Below are 17,386 nucleotides of genomic sequence, written 5' to 3'. Positions count from 1 at the left end.
CCACCTGCTCCGCCGCGACCTCCGCCACCCCTGATCGCAACGGCAGTTCCCACGTTCTTCGCGTGGTCGATGGCCGTGCCGTGGCGTTGATTTTCCCCGACCTCTGGAATATGAGATCCCGCTCGCACCGCTTGACAAATAGTCACCCGATCGTGAAAAGCTGGATTCACATCAGGAAATACCACCCGGAGGTTTCGCATGGGCTTTGTGACCCGTCGTGCCGTGCTCGCGGGCGCCGGTGCCGCGCTCGCCGGCACGGCCGTGTCCCCGCACTTATCCGTCGCGGCACCGGCCGCCGCCGACCCCGTCCACACCGACCCCGTCCACACCGTGCGCCCCGACGACCCCCGCTACCCGCAACTGGTCACCGGCAACAACCAGCGGTTCGTCGCCGCACCCGAGTACTTCCGGATGCTCCGCTCCCCCGCCGACGCCGAGCGGGCCGTGCGGCAGGCCGTCGAGACCGGCAAGCGGGTCTCCGTGCGCAGCGGCGGACACTGCTTCGCCGACCTCGTGTGCCACCCGGGGGCACAGGTCGTGCTGGACCTGTCCGGGATGCACGGCGTGGGCTACGACCCGGCGATGCGCGCGTTCTCCGTCGAGCCGGGCGCCCGCCTGCTCAACGTCTACGAGGACCTGTTCACCGGCTGGGGCGTCACGATCCCCGGCGGCATGTGCTGGAGCGTCGGCGCGGGCGGGCACGTGGCCGGTGGCGGCTACGGCCTGCTCTCCCGGGCCCACGGCCTGGTGGTGGACCACCTGCACGCCGTCGAGGTCGTCGTGGTCGACCAGGACCGTCGCGTCCGGACCGTGGTCGCCACCCGGGACCCGCAGGACCCCCACCACGACCTGTGGTGGGCCCACACCGGTGGCGGCGGCGGCAACTTCGGTGTCGTGACGCGCTACTGGTTCCGCTCACCCGACGCTCGGGGCGCCGACCCGGCCGGGCAGCTCGTGCGCCCGCCGTCGACGGTCCTGGTGCGCGCGGTGTCCTTCCCGTGGGAGGACCTCGGCGAGCGCGAGTTCACCCGCCTGTTGGCCAACTTCGGCCGCTGGCACGAGGAGCACAGCGCCCCCGACGCGCCGCAGCGCAAGCTGAGCAGCGTGTTCAACGTCTGCCACCGGGCGCACGGCTCGTTGGACATCTTCATCCAGGTCGACGGCGACGCGCCGGACGCGCAGCGGATCCTGGACGACTACCTGGGGCGGCTCACCGACGGCACCGGCCTCACCCCGAAGGCCCTGCGGAAGGGGTCCGGCGACCTGGCCGCGATGCCGGAGCTCGGCGAGGCGCAACGCCTGCCGTGGCTCAACGCCGCACGCCTGGTGGGTCTGAACAACCCGACCATCACCCACCCCTCGCTGCGCGGCGCGCACAAGTCGGCGTTGATGCGCAGGGGTTTCACCGACGCGCAACTGTCCACGATGTACCGGCACCTCACCTCGGCCGAGTACGCCAACCCGAACACGATGATCGTGCTGTTCTCCTACGGCGGCCGGGTCAACTCCGTGGCGCCCGACGCCACCGCCGCCGCCCAGCGCTCCTCGATCTTCAAGATGCTCTTCCAGACCTTCTGGGGCGACGCGTCCGGCGACCGCGCCGGGCTCGGCTGGACCCGCGGCATCTACGAGGAGTTCTTCGCCGACACCGGGGGCGTTCCGGTGCCGAGCGACCGGTACGAGGGCTGCTACGTCAACTACCCCGACACCGACCTGAAGGACCCGGCGCGCAACCGCTCCGGCGTCCCCTGGCACGACCTGTTCTACGGCGCGAACCACCGCCGCCTGCAAGAGGTCAAGCGCCGGTGGGACCCGACCGACTACTTCCGGCACTCGCTGTCGGTCCGACCGCGATAACCGACGACTCCAGGAGGAGCGATGACCGACCAACTGGGATACAGATTCAAGATCGGTGTGATCATCCCGTCCACCAACACCTCCTGCCAACCGGAGATGGACGCGCTGCGCGTGCCCGGTGTGACCAACCACGTCGCGCGCATGTTCATCCACGACGACTCCATGGAGGAGAAGCCGGGTTTCGACCACGTGATGCACAGCATCCGGTCGTCCACGGAACCCGCGATCCGCGCCGTCGTCACGTGCGCACCGGACCACCTGATCATCGCCGTGTCGCCGGAGAGCTACTGGGAGGGCCCCGAGAGCCACGGCCGCATCCTGGAGTCGATGCGGTCGATCGGCGGTGGCCTGCCGGTCACCATGAGCCCGGACGCGATCAAGGCGGCCCTGGGCTGTTACGGCGACGTGCGCCGCATCGCCGTCATCACGCCGTACCTGCCGCTGGGTGACGACCCCGTGTCCCGGTTCTTCACCGACAGCGGTTACGAGGTCGTCGCCATCACCGGCTTGGGCTGCACGAGCCCCGCGCAGATCGCCCACGTGTCCGAGGCGCGCCTGCGCCAGGCGGTGCGCGAGGTCGACGGGCCCGACGTGCAGGCGATCGTCCAGGTCGGCACGAACGTCGCCATGGCCCGGGTCGCGACGGCCGCCGAGGCGTGGCTGGACAAGCCGGTGCTCTCCAACAACGTGGCCCTGTACTGGCACGCCTTGCGCCAAGGCGGCGTGCACGACCCGATCACGGGCTTCGGCAGCCTGCTGGAACGGCACCTCGAACTGCCGCGGCACACCAACGGCACCACCCCCACCAACCCGCACTTAACGTACTCGACCACAGGAATCACAGGGCGATGAGTTCGAGCAACCAGAAGACCGGCACGATCGGCGACTTACCCGCGCTCCGGCCCACCCTGCCGGAGATGCTGCTGCACCAGACCGCGACCCGACCCGACGACCTCGCCGTCATCGCGGACGACCAGGCGCTGACCTTCGCCGAGTTGACGGGACGCGCCGCCCACCTGGCCGAACGGCTGCGCTCGGCCGGAGCCGGCCCCGACGACCTCGTCGGCCTCTACCTCTCACCGTCCGCCGGGCAGGTGACCGCGACCTGGGGTGCCCTCCTCGCGGGCGCCGCCTACGTGCCGCTGGCACCGGACTACCCCGAGGACCGCGTCTCGTACATGATCGCCAACTCGCGGCCGGCCGCGATCGTGACGGAGCCCGCGCTGCGCGCCGAGCTGGCGGACCTGCTGCCGCACGACCTCCCGGTGATCGCGCTGGACGACGCGGTGACCGCGACCGCGACCCCGCCGCGGGTCCACCCGGCCGAGGCCGACGCCGCTTACGTCATCTACACCTCCGGCACCACCGGCCGGCCCAAGGGCGTGGTGGTCGAGCACGCCGCCATCGCCAACCAGATGCTCTGGCTGCGGGACGAGATGGGGATCGACCCGAGCCGCACGATCCTGCGCAAGACGCCCGTCAGCTTCGACGCCGCCCAGTGGGAGACGCTCGCGCTCGCCGTGGGCACGCGGGTCGTCGTCGGCGCACCGGGGGTGCACCGCGACCCGTCCGGCCTGATCGAGTCGATCATCGAGCACGGCGTGACCGACCTCCAGTGCGTGCCGACGCTCTTGCAGGCGTTGGTGGACGACGAGCTGTTCGAGCGCTGCACGTCGCTGCGCGCCGTGTTCAGCGGTGGCGAAGCCCTGTCGAAGCGGCTCGCGGCCCGGTTCCGCCAGGTGCTGCCCGACTGCCGCCTGGTCAACCTGTACGGCCCCACCGAGTGCACCATCAACGCCTCCTCGCACGTGGTCACCGCCCGCAGCCTGGAGGGCGAGCAGCCCTCCGTCCCGATCGGGCGACCGGTCGCCGACACCACGTTCCACGTCCTGGACGCGCAGCACGCGCCCGTCGCGGACGGCGTGGTCGGCGAGCTGCACATCGGCGGCGTCCAGCTCGCCCGCGGCTACCTCGACCGGCCGGAGGAGACCGAGGCGCGGTTCGGGCACGTGACCATCGACGGGACGGCGCGCCGGCTGTACCGCACCGGTGACCTGGTCACCCGGGACGCCGACGGCGTGTTCCACTTCGTCGGGCGCGTCGACAACCAGGTCAAGCTGCGCGGCCACCGCATCGAGCTGGACGAGGTCCGGGTCGCGATCGAGAACCACGACTGGGTGAAGAACGCGGCGGTCCTGGTCCGACCCGACGACCGCACGGGCTCGCAGCACCTCGTGGCGTGCGTGGAGCTGAACCCCCGCGAAGCGGCCCTGATGGACCAGGGCAACCACGGCGCGCACCACCAGTCCAAGAAGGGACGCGTGCAGGTCCGCGCCCAGTTGGCCAACCTCGGGCTGCGCGACGACGACCCGGGTGCGAGCACCTTCCCGCTGCCCGGCAAGTACGGCACCGCGGCGCAGCGGCGACGCGCGTTCGCGCGCAAGACCTACCGCTTCTTCGAGGGCGGTCCGCTGACCGCGTCCGACGTGCTGGACCTGCTCCACCACGACGTCGACCCCGACCGGCCGTCCACCCGGGTCGAGGACGTGGACCCGGTCCGGCTGGGCGCGGTCCTGCGGAACTTCGGCCAGTTCCACAGCGACCAGCGCATCCTGCCCAAGTACGCCTACGCCTCGCCCGGCGCGCTGTACGCCACCCAGCTGTACGTGGAGGTCGCGGGCATCCCCGGCCTGCCGTCCGGCATCCACTACCACCACCCGGTCCGGCACGAGCTGGTGCTCGTCGCCCCGGTCGGGGAACCCGCGGTCGGGCCGCGGCTGCGCGTGCACCTGCTGGGCAAGCGGTCGGCGATCGAGGCGGTCTACCGCAACAACGTGCTGGAGGTGCTGCGGATCGAGGCCGGGCACATGCTCGGGCTGTTCGACGAGGTCCTGCCCGAGGAAGGGCTGGGGCTCGGCGCGACCACGTTCGATCCGGCCGTGCCGCGCCTGCTGCACGCCTCCGAGGACCACCACTACCTGGGCGGCTACGACGTGGTGCCGTTCGCCGAGCGGGTCGACCCCGGTCCGCTCGACACGTACGTGCAGGCGCACCCCGACCGGATCGCCGACCTGGCGGCCGGGCAGTACCGGTACGAGGACGGCGGGCTGCGCCGGATCTCCGACGCGCTGGTGCTGCGCAAGCACGTGATCGCGATCAACCAGCAGGTCTACGACCGGGCCGACCTGGGCATCTCGCTGATCAGCCGGTCCGACGACCCCGCGACGGCCTACGTGGACCTGGGCCGGCGGCTGCAGCGGTTGCAGCTCAACCCGTTCGGGATCGGCTTCATGTCCTCCGGCTACAGCTCGGAGACCGGCAACGACCTGCCCTCGGCCCGCCGGATCACGTCGGTGCTGCGCGAGAGCGGCTTGCCGTCCGGGCCGTCGTACTTCTTCCTGGGCGGCCGGATCAGCCCGGAGCAGATCGCCTCGGAGGGCATGAAGGAGGACGCCGTCCACACCATGGGCCCGGCCGAGATGATCAAGCAGGACATCGCCAAGTTCCTGCCGCGCCACATGATCCCGGGCCGGGTCGTCGTCCTCGACGAGCTGCCGCACACCGCGAACGGCAAGGTCGACCTGCGCGCCCTGGAGACGTCCGCCGAGGTGGTGGCCGGCCAGTCGGAACGGGTCGTGGTCGCGCCGCGCACGCCCGCCGAGCACCAGGTCGCCGCGGCCTGGGCGAAGGTGATGAAGACCGACGACGTCTCCGTGCTGGACGACTTCTTCGAGTCCGGCGGCAACTCGCTGCTGGCGGTGCTGCTCGTCCAGGAGGTCAACCGGTCGGCGAACGTGACGCTGCCGATCCAGCTGATCTTCGACGAGCCGACCGTCGAGGGCCTGGCCCGTCGGGTGGACCGCATCGCCGAGGAGGCCGTGTCACGCCTGGTCGCGCTCCAGCCGAAGGGCTCCGGCCGGCCGGTGGTGTGCTGGCCGGGCCTGGGCGGCTACCCCATGAACCTCAAGCCGCTGGCCCGGGCCATGGGCGCCGACCGGCCGTTCTACGGGGTGCAGGCCGCCGGGATCAACCCCGGCGAGGAGCCGGACGGGACGGTCGCCGACATGGCGCGCCACGACGTCGCGCTGATCAAGCAGGTGCAACCGACCGGCCCCTACACGCTGTGGGGGTACTCGTTCGGCGCGCGGGTCGCGTTCGAGGTGGCGTACCAGCTGGAGCAGCGCGGTGACACCGTCGACCAGCTCGTGCTGATCGCTCCCGGCTCGCCGGTCCAGCGCGAACGGCCCGCCGACGGGGTCGGGCCGTACGGCGACCCGGCGTTCGTGCGCCTGCTCTACTCCGTGTTCGCGGGCAGGCTCACCGGCGCCGACGCCGACGACTGCGTCGCCCGGGTCCGCGGCGAGGCCGACTTCGTCGACTTCGTCTCCGCGCGGTTCCCCGGTCTCGACGAGGGCACCGTCCGGCGGATCGTCACCATCGTCCGGCTGTCCTACAGCTTCCGCTACACCTTCGAGGAGATGCTCCACCGGCGGGTCCAGGCGCCGATCACGATCCTCAAGGTCCGCGGCGACGACTACTCCTTCCTGGAGGAAGCGGTCGACTCGCTGCCCCGGCCGCCGGAGGTCGTGGAGCTCGACTTCGACCACTACAGCGTCCTGCGCTCGCCCGACGTGGAACAACTGGCCGCCGTCATCCGCGACCGCACCCGCACGCCGGAGGAGGGGATCCACATGCCGCACGTCAGCATCAAGCACTTCCCCGTGCAGCTCAGCAGCGAGAAGCAGGACCGACTGGTCGACGCCATCAGCACCGCGGTGCAGCAGGCGTTCGGCGTCGACAGCGACGCGATCTCCATCGCCATGGAGCCCGTGCGCGCTTCGGACTGGAAGGCGGAGGTCTACGAGCCCGAGATCGAGGGCCGTCGGCACCTGCTGGCCAAGACACCCCGGTACTGACCGACCGGAACACCCACTCACGGAGGAAGAGCACCGATGGTCGACACGACCGAGCGAACGCGGGCACGGGCGGCACTGCCGCTGCTCGGGCTGCTGGCGTTCACCCTGGCGGGCTTCATCGCGATCATGACCGAGACGCTCCCGGCCGGCCTGCTGCCGCAGATCAGCCGAGGGCTCGGGGTATCGGAGGGGTTGGCGGGCCAGCTCCTGACGCTGTACGCGATCGGCTCGGTCGTGGCGGCCGTCCCGGTCATCGCCGCCACCCGCGGCTGGAACCGGCGGCCGTTGCTGCTGCTGGCGATCGGCGGGCTGCTGGTGTTCAACGCCCTCACGGCGCTGTCCACCGACTACGTGCTGACCCTGGCCTCGCGGTTCGTCGCCGGCATGGCCGCGGGTGTGGTGTGGGGCCTGCTCGCCGGGTACGCGCGCCGCATGGTCGCGCCGCAGGTGCAGGGCCGCGCGGTGGCGATCGTGGGCGTCGGCCAGCCCATCGCGCTGTCCCTGGGCGTGCCGCTGGGCGCGTGGCTGGGGTCGCTGGCGGACTGGCGCGGCGTGTTCTGGCTGATGTCCGCGGTCGCGCTGGTGCTGATGATCTGGATCCGGGTGGCCGTGCCGGACTTCCCCGGCCAGGAGGCGGGCGCCCGCAAGCCGATCCGCGAGGTGTTCACCATGCCGGGCATCCGGCCGATCCTGGCCGTGATCCTGCTGTGGATCCTCGGCCACAACGTGCTCTACACCTACATCGCGCCGTTCGTGTCCGAGCACGGGCTGGGCGGCCAGGTGCCGCTCATGCTGCTGCTGTTCGGCGTGGCCGCGGTGGCGGGCATCTGGATCTCCGGCGCGCTCGTGGACCGGCGGCTGCGCCTGGTCACGCTCGCCTCGCTGGCGGCGTTCGCCGTGTCGGCGGTCGTCCTGGCCGCCGGCACCGCGTGGACACCGCTGGTCTACGTCGGCGTGGCCCTGTGGGGCTTGACGTTCGGCGGCGCGCCGACGCTGCTGCAGACCGCCATCGCCGACGCGGGCGGCGACTCCGCCGACGTGGCCCAGTCCATGCTGGTCACGATCTTCAACCTCGCCGTCGCCGGTGGTGGCGCGCTCGGCGGCGTGCTGCTCGAGCGCGTCGGCCCGGGCTCGTTCCCGTGGACCCTGCTGGTGATGGCGCTGGCCGCGCTGGCGATCGTCTGGTCGGCCCGCTCCCACGGCTTCCCGTCGGGCCACCGCGTCACCACCGGTTGACCACGAGCCAGGAGCGGCCCACGACCCCAGCGTGGGCCGCTCCCTCCCACCACCCAGCGAGGAGGCGCCCATGCCCATGACCCTGCTCAACCACGTCGGTGTCACCGTTCCCGACATCGACGCGGCGTTCGCGTGGTACCGGGACGTGCTCGGCCTGTACCCCCACCGACCGCCGGAGGAGGTGGTCGACGACGGCTCCCACTTCGGCGACCTCGTCACCGACCTGTTCGGCCCGCGGCTGCACGGCATGCGCATCGCCCACCTGACCGCCGCCGACGGCCTGGGCGTGGAGCTGTTCGAGTTCACCGACCCGGCCACCGAGGCCGCCGACGAGACGTTCGCCTACTGGCGGACCGGCATCTTCCACTTCTGCCTGACCGTGGAAGACGTCACGGCCACCGCGGCGGCCATCGCGGCAGCCGGGGGCAAGCAGCTCAGCGGCGTGTGGCGCCTGTTCCAGAACAAGGACTACGAGGTCGTCTACACGCAGGACCCGTGGGGCACGGTCATCGAACTGTGCAACCGCCCCTACACCGCGGTCTGGGCCAACCACGAGCCTCCTACCAACGCCTGACCGTCGAGGAGGGGCCCGACGGCGCCCTTGGGTACTGGGAGTCGGCGCAACATCCCAGCTCAGCGGGTGCGATGGACTTCGAGATCCGGGCCGACCGGACTCCGCGGGGACCGAGGAAGCTCTCCGCTGAGCGAGTCGAACACCTGCGGCTCGTGCAGCGGGGTGTGAGCAACGAAGAGGCGTGCCGGCTCGTCAAGGTCAACCCGAAGACCGGCCGACGCCGGCGTAACGGGCGCAACGCGTCCGGCAGGAACAAGGCGGCGCCACCGATCCGGTCGGTGGCGCCGCCGTCCGCGTCTTCATCGGTGTCCTCCCGCTACCTGTGCGAGGACGAACGCGTCCGCATCGCCGACCGGTGGTGCGAGGGCGCGAGCATGAGCGCGATCGCCGTCCAACCGGGCCGTGACCGCTCCCACTCGGCCGGGAACTCAAGCGCAACAGCCATCCGTTCACCGGCGACCACCGGCCGCACGCCGCCCAGGCCCGCCGCCCGCGCCCGAAGACGCGCAAGCTCGCGGCCGACCCGGAGCTGCACCGGGTCGTGCAGGACGATCTGGCCAGGAGGCACAGTCCCGAGCAGATCGCGGCATCGCCACGCCGGGGACTTCTCCGAACGGCCCGCCGAGGGCGAGGACCGCGCGGTGCCCGGCCACTGGGAAGGCGACCCGATCATCGGCAAGGACGGAGTCTCCGCGATCGGCACACCGGTCGAGCGCTCCACCCGCTACGTCATGCTGCCGCACCTGCCCCACGGCCGCACCGCCGAACACGTCCGCGACGCCCTGGTCACGACCGTGACCACACTGCCCGCCCACCTCACCCGCTCGCTGCCCCGGGGCCAGGGTGCCGAGATGGCGAACCACGCCGCCTTCACCACGGCCACCGACATCCCGGTCCACTTCCGCGACCCGGCCAGCCCTTGGCAACGCGGCTGCAACGAGAACACCAACGGCCCGTTGCGCCAGTACTTCCCCGAAGACACCGACCTGGCCGTCCACGACCCCGAGCGCCTGGCCTTCGTCGCCACCGAACTCAACCAGCGCCCACGCAGAACGCCCGGCTGGACCACCCCGGCCGAGCGCTCGGCAAGATCCTGGCCGCAGCCGGTTGATCACTGTGTTGCGACGACCCTTCGAATCCACGCTTGACGGGTTGGGCCATGTCGTCTCGTCCGGCATGCCGCCTCCAGCGCTCCACTCGCCGGCGACCGCTCACGACGACGGTTCGTGACCGCGAAAGCGTCACCCGATCCGATGATGCGGGCACGAGGTGGTCACGGCAATACCTCGATGAATCGCCGTGAATTCGACACGCGTTGGTCCAACCGATCGAATCCGCAATCGTGTCGAGCGGGCTGCGCCAATCGAGTGAGGCTGCCCGGAACGCCCTTCGAGTGGACGCGGTCTGCTGGGATGATCGCAGTACCGATGGCAATCAGGGGACGCATCGATCAAAAATCCGGAACCGGCCGGGTCGTTGCCGCGGGCAACTCCATTCAACGTCGCAAGTGATCGGATCTGAGCACATGGACGTCACCTCGCTCTTCGCGCTGCCGCTGCTGGTGCCCCGCGCGAACCGCTATGCACAGCTCGGCATCGCACCGGAGGCGACGGCCGCCGAGGTCCGTGCGGCGACCGACCGGCACATCGCCCGGTTGAAGGCCGCGGGCGCGGGCGACGAGGAGATCGCGCAGGCGCACCGGCTCAGCCTGGAGAAGCCGGAGGATCGGGCCGCGTACGACGCCGAGCACCCGCCGCTGCCGCTGCTGCGGCTCGAGCCCGCGGGCGATCCGGTCTTCGACGACCGGGCGACGAGCCTCGCCGCGCTGCGCCGTGAGCTCGAACGGTTCCTGCTCGACGCCGGGGAGGTGGTCCACCACCCGGACGACACGACCCGGACCGACTTCACCGCGGACTTCCGCCCGACCCCCTTGCTCGACGACCAGCGATCCGGCCGCACCGACGGATGACGGGGAACATGGACGACCACAACCCGAACCTGCACCGGGTCGTCGGCATCGACCTGGGCACGACGTACTCGGCGATCGCGATGTTCGACACCGACGAGGACACCGCGGTGATCGTCCCGGATCGGACGTTCGACCCGCCCGCCGATACCACGCCCTCCGTGGTCGGCTTCGACCCGGGCGCCGGCGTCGTGATCGTCGGCGCTGCGGCGAAGCAGGCCATGTCGCTGCCCGGTCGCGGTCGGGAGACGATCATCGAGATCAAACGCGAGATGGGTGCGCTCTTCAGCGAGGAGACGCTCGAGCTGTTCGGGGCCAAGGGCACCTCGTTCCGAGTGGACGACCCGCTGCGCGTCCGCCTGCACGGCGAGTGGTTGCGGCCGCAGGAGGTCAGCGCGCTGGTGCTGATGCGGATGAAGGAGATCGCCGAACGGGAACTCGGACGCGGCGTGCACGACGCGGTCGTCACCGTGCCCGCCTACTTCACCGAACGCCAGAAGAAGGCCACCGAGGAAGCGGCGCTGCTCGCGGGCCTGCACCCGCGGCAGCTGATCCCGGAGCCCACCGCGGCGGCGATCGCGTACGGGGTGGACCGCGCCGAGGAGGAAGCGCGGATCTACCTGGTCTTCGACCTCGGCGGCGGCACGTTCGACGTGTCCATCATCGAGACCGAGGACCGGCAGATCACCGTCCTCGCCACCGCCGGCGACGCGCGGTTGGGCGGCGGCGACTTCGACGCCGCGATCGCGAAGTGGCTCAACGAGAGACTCGGCCGCTCGTCCCCCGGCGACGACGAGCGCATGCAGGCGCTGGCCGCCGCCGAGAAGGCCAAGCGAGAGCTCTCGCTGCACGAGACCACCACGATCGACCTCGGTGGCGGCACGGCGCCGATCGAGCTCGACCGCGCCACGCTCAAGTCGTTGATCAAACCCACGCTGGACCGGTCGCTGAAGAAGGTCCTCGAGGCGCTGGAGATGGCGAAGGGCGGACCGGACGAGCCGCCGCTCGACGTCGACGCCGTCCTGCTGGTCGGCGGGTCGACCCGCATCCCGCTCGTGCGGGAGATGCTCGTCGACCATTTCGAGAAGGACGACGACTTCGTCCGCGCCGACGGCGATCCCGACACCCTGGTCGCGCGGGGCGCCGCGATCCTCGCCGGCCGGTTCGAGGCGTCGGACTCCTTCGACCTCAACCGGCGGCCGACCGCCGAGCGCCAGTCCGACGCCGGCGACTTCGAGATCCGGCTCATCACCGAGCACACCCTCGGCGTCGGCGTGCAGGACAACAGGTTCGACCCGCTGATCGAGCGCGGCGCGAAGATCCCGACGCGCCGGGAGAAGCGCTACACCAACCAGAAGGACTCCGAGAACGTCGAGGTGCCGATCTACCAGGGCGAATCGGACCTGGTGTTCGACAACACCCGCGTCGGTACGATCGTGCTGGACAAGATCGAGCCGCGGGAAGCGGGTCACCACCAGTTCGACATCACGTTCAAGCTCGACGTGAACGGGCTGCTCGATGTCGAGGTGTTCCACGTCAACGCGGGGCGCAAGTACGAGGCGACGTTCCGGCAGAGCACCAGTATCAACAAGATCGACATGCTGGCCGAGAGCAGGCGGCGGCTGCTGCGGTTGCTGGAGCCGGGCGCGCCGGACGCGGGCACGGCGGAGAGCGCCGACGCGTCCCCGTTCACCGTTCCCCCGCCCGTCGACGTGATCGCCGACGGCCCTCCCGCAGTGGCGCCCGAGGCCGTGCCCGCCGAGTTCCGGCGGCTGTTCCGCAAGGTCACCGCGTGGGCTTCGGAGCGCGGAGCGCCGCAGGAGCTCACCGCCGCGCTGCGCGAGTTCACCGACGCCGTGCGCGCCGGCGGCGAACTGGACGACGTCGCCGACCGTCTCGAGGACGCCTATGACCGCGCCCGGCGGTGAACCCGTCCGGCTGATCGAGCACGAGCTGGACGCCGAGTACGTCGGAGTCGGCAGGCGCGGCACCCTCTACCGCGCGCCCGCCCGACAGCGGTGCTACCGGCTGATCAGGCCCGCCGAGCTCAGCGCCGACCACCGCGACGAGCTGAAGCGCTGGCAGCACCGGGGGTGGCGCCCGGGCCTGGCCACCGTGGTGCCCGCCGACACGGCGGGCGACCAGCAGCGCCTCGGCGGCCGCTGGTACCAGGTCGTCTGCTACGAGACGAACGGCAGGCGCAGCCTCGCCGACGCCATCGCCGACCCGGACCCGGCCCGGCGCGTGGACGCGGTCGTGACGGCACTGCGCGCGTTACCCGGCTGGTGGGAGTCGCTGGGGCCGGGGATGATGCCGATGCCCGCCGACATCGTGCTCACCGACGCCGGGCCGCAGTTGCTGCCGCTGCCGTGCTGGGGCGCGCCGTCGTTCACGGAGTTGCTGAGCGCTCCGGAACGGGTGCTGCACCTCGCCCCGGACCTCGCCCGCGGGCAGACGGCGGTCGGCCGGGCGGAAGACCTGTTCGCGCTCGGGGTCGCCGCGTTGCGCTGCTTCGGCACCACCCCGGACACCGACGCGGAGCGGTTGCTGCACCGCGCGGCCTGCGCGGTGGCACCCTCCGGGGAACGGCTCGACGGCAGGCTGCCGACGTGGATGCGGCGCGTCGGTCCCATCCGGGCGGTGCTCGAGGACCTGTGCGAGATGACCACCGCGCCCCGGCGCGGCGACGTCGACGTCACCTGGCTGGCGGACCGGTTGCAGCACGCCCGGGACGCGATGGACCCCGTGGCCGCGGTTCAGGGGCTGCGGGACGCCGGCGAGCCGGAACAGGCGCTCTCGCTGGCCCGCGCGGTGCTCGTCGACGCACCGCACTACGACGTGCTGGTGCTCGCCGCGACCATCGCCTACCAGGACACGGCCGCACCGCTCGAAGCGCTGACCCTGCTCGACCGCGCGGTGGAGATCGCCCCGGACCGCGTCGAGGCGTACGGGGAGCAGATGTCGGTCGTCGCCATCGGCGAGGTGTGGGCGGTGGTGCAGGCGCTGCTGTCGGACGCCATCGACGACTCCTTCACCCGCCGGCTCGACGCCACCGTGCAGACCGCGTTCCACCGCCTGCCCCGTGCGTTGCGCGGCAGGCACGCGCCCGCGATGGCGAGCCACCTCATCCGGCAGGGCCGGGTGCGCGAGGCGAACGCGTTCGCGCACAAGTGGTTGCACGACGGCAAGACGCTGATGTGGTGGCGGTTCGACCTGATGATCGTCTACGCCACCACGTTCTGGTTGCTCGGTCGCCACGCCCAGGCGTTCCAGGTCGTCGGCGTGATCCGGCAGGGCCTTGCGCGGGTCCGGGAGAACGGGTCGGTGGACATCGCCGCGATCGAACTGTACGAGCTGCTGCTCGGGCAACTCGAGGACGACATGACCGAGGAGGAGGGCCGGTGACCGCTGCACTGCTCGTGGTGTGCGTGGTGCTTTCGCTGGTGTGCCTGGCCGGTGCCTGGCACTTCCTCGTCGTCGTGCCGAGCCGGTGGCGCGGGCCGTTGCACGAGGCGCTCGGCATCCTCGCGCGCGGCCGGCACCCGCGAGCACAGCTCGAGAAAGCCGGACGGCTGCTCGACGAGGTGATGAACGCGGGTCCTCGGGGGCGTGACCTGGCCGAAGCGCGGTTCGCGCACGCCTACGTGCGAGCGATGCTCGGCACCTACCAGGCCGACCAGTACTGGGCAGCCGCGGGCACCGTCGACAGCCTCGCCACCGCCTCCGAGCCCGACCCGGCGGCCGCGCACCTCGCGGTGTGGTTGCAGCACAAGCTGGAACGCCACGAACGCGCGGTGGAGTTGTACCGCGAGCACGAGACGGCGCTCGCCGACCGGCCCGCGGCCCGTCTCGCGGCCGCCGCGTCGCACCTGCACCTGGCGGGCGCGCACTGGCGGCGCCGGGAGACCGACCAGGCCTTGCACCACTTCGACCGGGTCCGCGACCTCGGCGTGCTGACCGAGGAGATCCCGAAGGCCGCGGAGAACCTGCACGTGCTCAAGGGCATCCAGTTGTTCTTCGACCACCGGTACGCCGAGGCCCGCGAGGCGTTCGAGGCGGCTCGCGAACGCGCCACCGAGCGCGGGTTGAGCACCGCCGAGGCGGAGCTGGGGCTGTTGGCCTGCGACTGGGAGAAGGGCGACCCGGACGACCTCGACGAGCGGTTGGGCCGGGTGGAGCGGAACCCGCGCACGGGCGAGGAGTACCGCAAGCACCTGGGCACGGCGGTGGCGCTGCTCTCGGTGGTGGTTCTGCTGCGGCGTTGGGCGGACCGGCCGGAGATGTCCGGCGCGCCGGGCTCCGAGGACCGCCGGGAGCTGTCGGAGCGGGTCAACGCGATGCTCGAAGTCGATCCGGAGTTGGGCGACGCGTTCCTCGTCGAGGGCTTGCTCTGGTACTACTTCGCGGCCGGCGAGAGCGAGCGCGAGACGGCGCTCGCGATCCTGGAGCGCGGCATGGGGTTGAACGGCGCCAAGGCCATCACCGTGCCCGAGGTGCTGCACCTGGTGGAGAAGGAGCGGGCGCTGGGCGGGCAGGGTGACGCCCTGTCGCGCTTCCTGCGGCTGGTGCACGAGTTCCTCGCCGATCCCGCTGTGCCTTCGGGGCAGCGCAAGGAGCTGCGCTCGTTGCGCGACCGGTTCGCCCGTTACGCCGACGACCTCGGCGAGGACCTGGCACTACCGGTGCGACCGGCGTCACCCGAGGAACTGCGACAGCGGATCGAGGCGGTGCGCAGGCGCATCGAGCTGATCGTCTACCCGCGGTTGCGCGACCTGCCCGACGACGCGCCCGCCCGGGTCCGGCTGCGGGAGCGGTTGGCGGAGCTGGACGCGGTCGCCGACCTCTTCGCCGCGCAGGCGCAGGCGCTGCACCAGAGCGAGCACCAACTCCTGATCACGACCGGAGAGTTCCTGCTGCCGCAGGAGGAATGGGATGATCATGCGGTCACCGCTGACCCGGATGCGAACGGTGTGGAAGCGGCTGCCGAGGCTGGACCGTGAACGCCTGGTCGGGTTGCTGCCACCGGTGGAGTACCGCCGGGCGCCGGGCGAGCAGCAGCTGTTCGACGAGGCTTCGCTGCCGGTCTCGCTGCCGCTGATGCTGAAGCTCGACCAGGAGACCGAGTACCTGCTCTGCCGCGAGGTCGCCCGACGCGCACTCGGTTCCGTGCCCGAGCCAGAATCGCTGCCCGGATGACGGGCGACCGACGCGACACGCCGGCCCTCCCCCACCTGACGCCCCAGCTCCCCGACCTCTCGGGGCTGAGCTTCGGCGGCGGCGGGGATCTCGGCGAGCACTTCCGGCGGCTGGAGGAGATCACGCGGCGGCGCGCCGACCGCGCGGAGCCGTCCACGCTCTTCCTGCCCGAGTTCACCACGCTCGCCGCGGAGGACTCGCTCGATGTCGGCGACGACGGCGAGGACCTGCTCGAGGACGCCCGCGCGAACATCACCCGCGGCGAGTACGCGCTCGCGCTGGAGCAGCTCGCGGAGTTCCTCGACCTCTCGCCCGGTCACGCCGAGGCGCGTTATCTGCGAGGGTACTGCCACTACCGGCTCGGCGACCTGATGACGGCGCTGGAGATCACGCTGCCGATGCGGAGCGAGCGGCTGGACGACCGCCGCGTGCGCAGCGGCGTCCTGGAGCTGCGCGCCACGCTGCGCCGGATGGTCACGCCCGAGGAGACCGACGCGTTCCTCGATACCCGCGGCCGCGACCCGCGTGGCGCGGACGAGAGGTTCCGGCGGTTCATCGCGCTCGCGCCCGAGGAACCGGAACCGCCGTACCTGCTCGCGGTCATGCTGGTGCTGGACGGTGACCTCGCGGCGGCGTACCGAACCGCGCAGGCCGCCGTCGACGAGGTCGAGGGCGACGCGAGCCGGCTCCGCGCGCTCGCGGACGCGCTCCAGACGGCGGCGCTGGGGTCGTTGGCGGGCGACGCCGTGCGCGCACTCGCCGACGGGGCCTACTCGCGAGCCCGCAAGGCGTTGCAGCGACTGGACCGCGAGTGGCGGGAAACGGAGCTGGTGCGCGACTTCGACGCGTACCTCGGAGGACTGATCCGCACCGGCCGTTCACCCGCGAAGCCGTTGCCCCCGCCCGCGCTGTCACCCGAACGCGCCACGCGGCTCTACGGGCTGATCGCCGACCCGTACCGGGAGGAGGCCGTCGAGCTGGTGACGGACCGGCGCTGGGCCGAGGCCGAGCGGGTGCTGGCGAAGGTCCTGCACCTCGTACCCGCCTACCCGCCGCCGAACTACCTGTACGCGATCTGCCTCCTCGTCCAGGGCAAAGAGCCGGAACGCGCCATCACCGCCGCCGGGATCGCCGTGCGCGACCCGATGTTGCCCGAGGCGGAACTGCTGCTGCGACGGGCGGTGGAGGCGAAGGCCGTACTGGCCATCAACGCGGCGTTCGACGAGCACAACGCCGCGATGGCCGCGATCGGCAGTCCACCCACCCGCCAGCAGCTCATCACCTTGCGCCGCACCATGGAAGGCCTGCGCGACCGCATGCCCGGACTGCGGGAGCAGGCCGGTACCGGGGAGAACGAGCGGCACGTGCGCAAGCTCGCCGACGCCGTCGCGCAGCGGCTGGCGGAAATCGACCGCGCGACGGCCACCATCGAGGTCAACGAGCTGGTCAGTCGCTTCAACCGGTGGGCCGAGAGGTCGGGTCCCCACCCGCTGTACGCGGACTTGGACTTCGGCCAGACGGAGCTCGCGCTCATCGACCGGGACGTGCAGCGGTTGCTCCGCTCCACCACCGACCCCCGGGCGCGGAAGGTGCTCCAAGACCTCCGGGACGTCCTGGCCTCAGTCAACCGGTTCGGGTGAA

Annotated in this window: 11 protein-coding genes and 1 pseudogene; all 12 read left to right on the top strand. The window is 71.5% G+C overall.

What is annotated here, in order from left to right; genetic code table 11:
* The first annotated feature begins 198 nt into the window (after positions 1-198).
* The 12 genes and pseudogenes from FHX81_RS38595 (at position 199) to FHX81_RS38540 (ending at position 17,385) form a co-directional block, all read left to right on the top strand.
* Entirely contained in the window at positions 199-1,857 is a 1,659-nt protein-coding gene (locus FHX81_RS38595) for an FAD-binding oxidoreductase (RefSeq protein WP_141983373.1), read from the top strand.
* 21 nt (positions 1,858-1,878) lie between these two features.
* On the top strand, positions 1,879-2,709 hold the full coding sequence (locus FHX81_RS38590; protein ID WP_170232328.1) for a maleate cis-trans isomerase family protein: 831 nt from the start codon (positions 1,879-1,881) through the stop codon (positions 2,707-2,709).
* Positions 2,706-6,773, top strand: a complete 4,068-nt coding sequence (locus FHX81_RS38585; RefSeq protein WP_141983372.1) for an amino acid adenylation domain-containing protein — start codon at positions 2,706-2,708, stop codon at positions 6,771-6,773. Before FHX81_RS38590 ends, FHX81_RS38585 begins: the two co-directional genes overlap by 4 nt.
* Before the next feature lie 36 nt (positions 6,774-6,809).
* Positions 6,810-8,009: an MFS transporter gene (locus tag FHX81_RS38580; protein WP_141983371.1), complete on the top strand. Its 1,200-nt coding sequence runs from the start codon at positions 6,810-6,812 to the stop codon at positions 8,007-8,009.
* A gap of 70 nt (positions 8,010-8,079) precedes the next feature.
* Positions 8,080-8,583, top strand: coding sequence for a VOC family protein (locus FHX81_RS38575; protein WP_141983370.1), 504 nt, complete (start codon positions 8,080-8,082; stop codon positions 8,581-8,583).
* Positions 8,584-8,654: 71 nt separating this feature from the next.
* Positions 8,655-9,731: pseudogene (locus tag FHX81_RS42465) on the top strand (IS30 family transposase).
* Positions 9,732-10,090: 359 nt separating this feature from the next.
* Entirely contained in the window at positions 10,091-10,552 is a 462-nt protein-coding gene (locus FHX81_RS38565) for a hypothetical protein (RefSeq protein WP_141983369.1), read from the top strand.
* Between the two features lie 8 nt (positions 10,553-10,560).
* A complete protein-coding gene (locus FHX81_RS38560; protein WP_170232327.1) occupies positions 10,561-12,477 on the top strand; it encodes an Hsp70 family protein in 1,917 nt (638 codons plus the stop codon).
* Positions 12,458-13,954 carry a tetratricopeptide repeat protein gene (locus FHX81_RS38555; RefSeq protein ID WP_141983367.1) on the top strand — a complete coding sequence of 499 codons (1,497 nt, stop codon included), beginning with the start codon at positions 12,458-12,460 and terminating at the stop codon, positions 13,952-13,954. The genes FHX81_RS38560 and FHX81_RS38555 overlap by 20 nt, the downstream gene beginning before the upstream one ends.
* The gene (locus FHX81_RS38550) at positions 13,951-15,549 is read left to right on the top strand and encodes a hypothetical protein (RefSeq protein WP_141983366.1); all 1,599 of its coding nucleotides are present in this window, start codon (positions 13,951-13,953) and stop codon (positions 15,547-15,549) included. Before FHX81_RS38555 ends, FHX81_RS38550 begins: the two co-directional genes overlap by 4 nt.
* Complete coding sequence (locus FHX81_RS38545; protein WP_141983365.1) at positions 15,509-15,745, top strand: hypothetical protein; 237 nt, start codon at positions 15,509-15,511, stop codon at positions 15,743-15,745. The genes FHX81_RS38550 and FHX81_RS38545 overlap by 41 nt, the downstream gene beginning before the upstream one ends.
* Positions 15,742-17,385 (top strand): tetratricopeptide repeat protein, encoded by a 1,644-nt coding sequence (locus FHX81_RS38540; RefSeq protein ID WP_141983364.1) that lies wholly within the window; start codon positions 15,742-15,744, stop codon positions 17,383-17,385. Before FHX81_RS38545 ends, FHX81_RS38540 begins: the two co-directional genes overlap by 4 nt.
* Position 17,386 lies beyond the last annotated feature (1 nt).

This window comes from Saccharothrix saharensis (genome assembly GCF_006716745.1).
GTDB lineage: Bacteria > Actinomycetota > Actinomycetes > Mycobacteriales > Pseudonocardiaceae > Actinosynnema > Actinosynnema saharense.
This window is presented reverse-complemented; position numbering and strand designations above follow the sequence as displayed.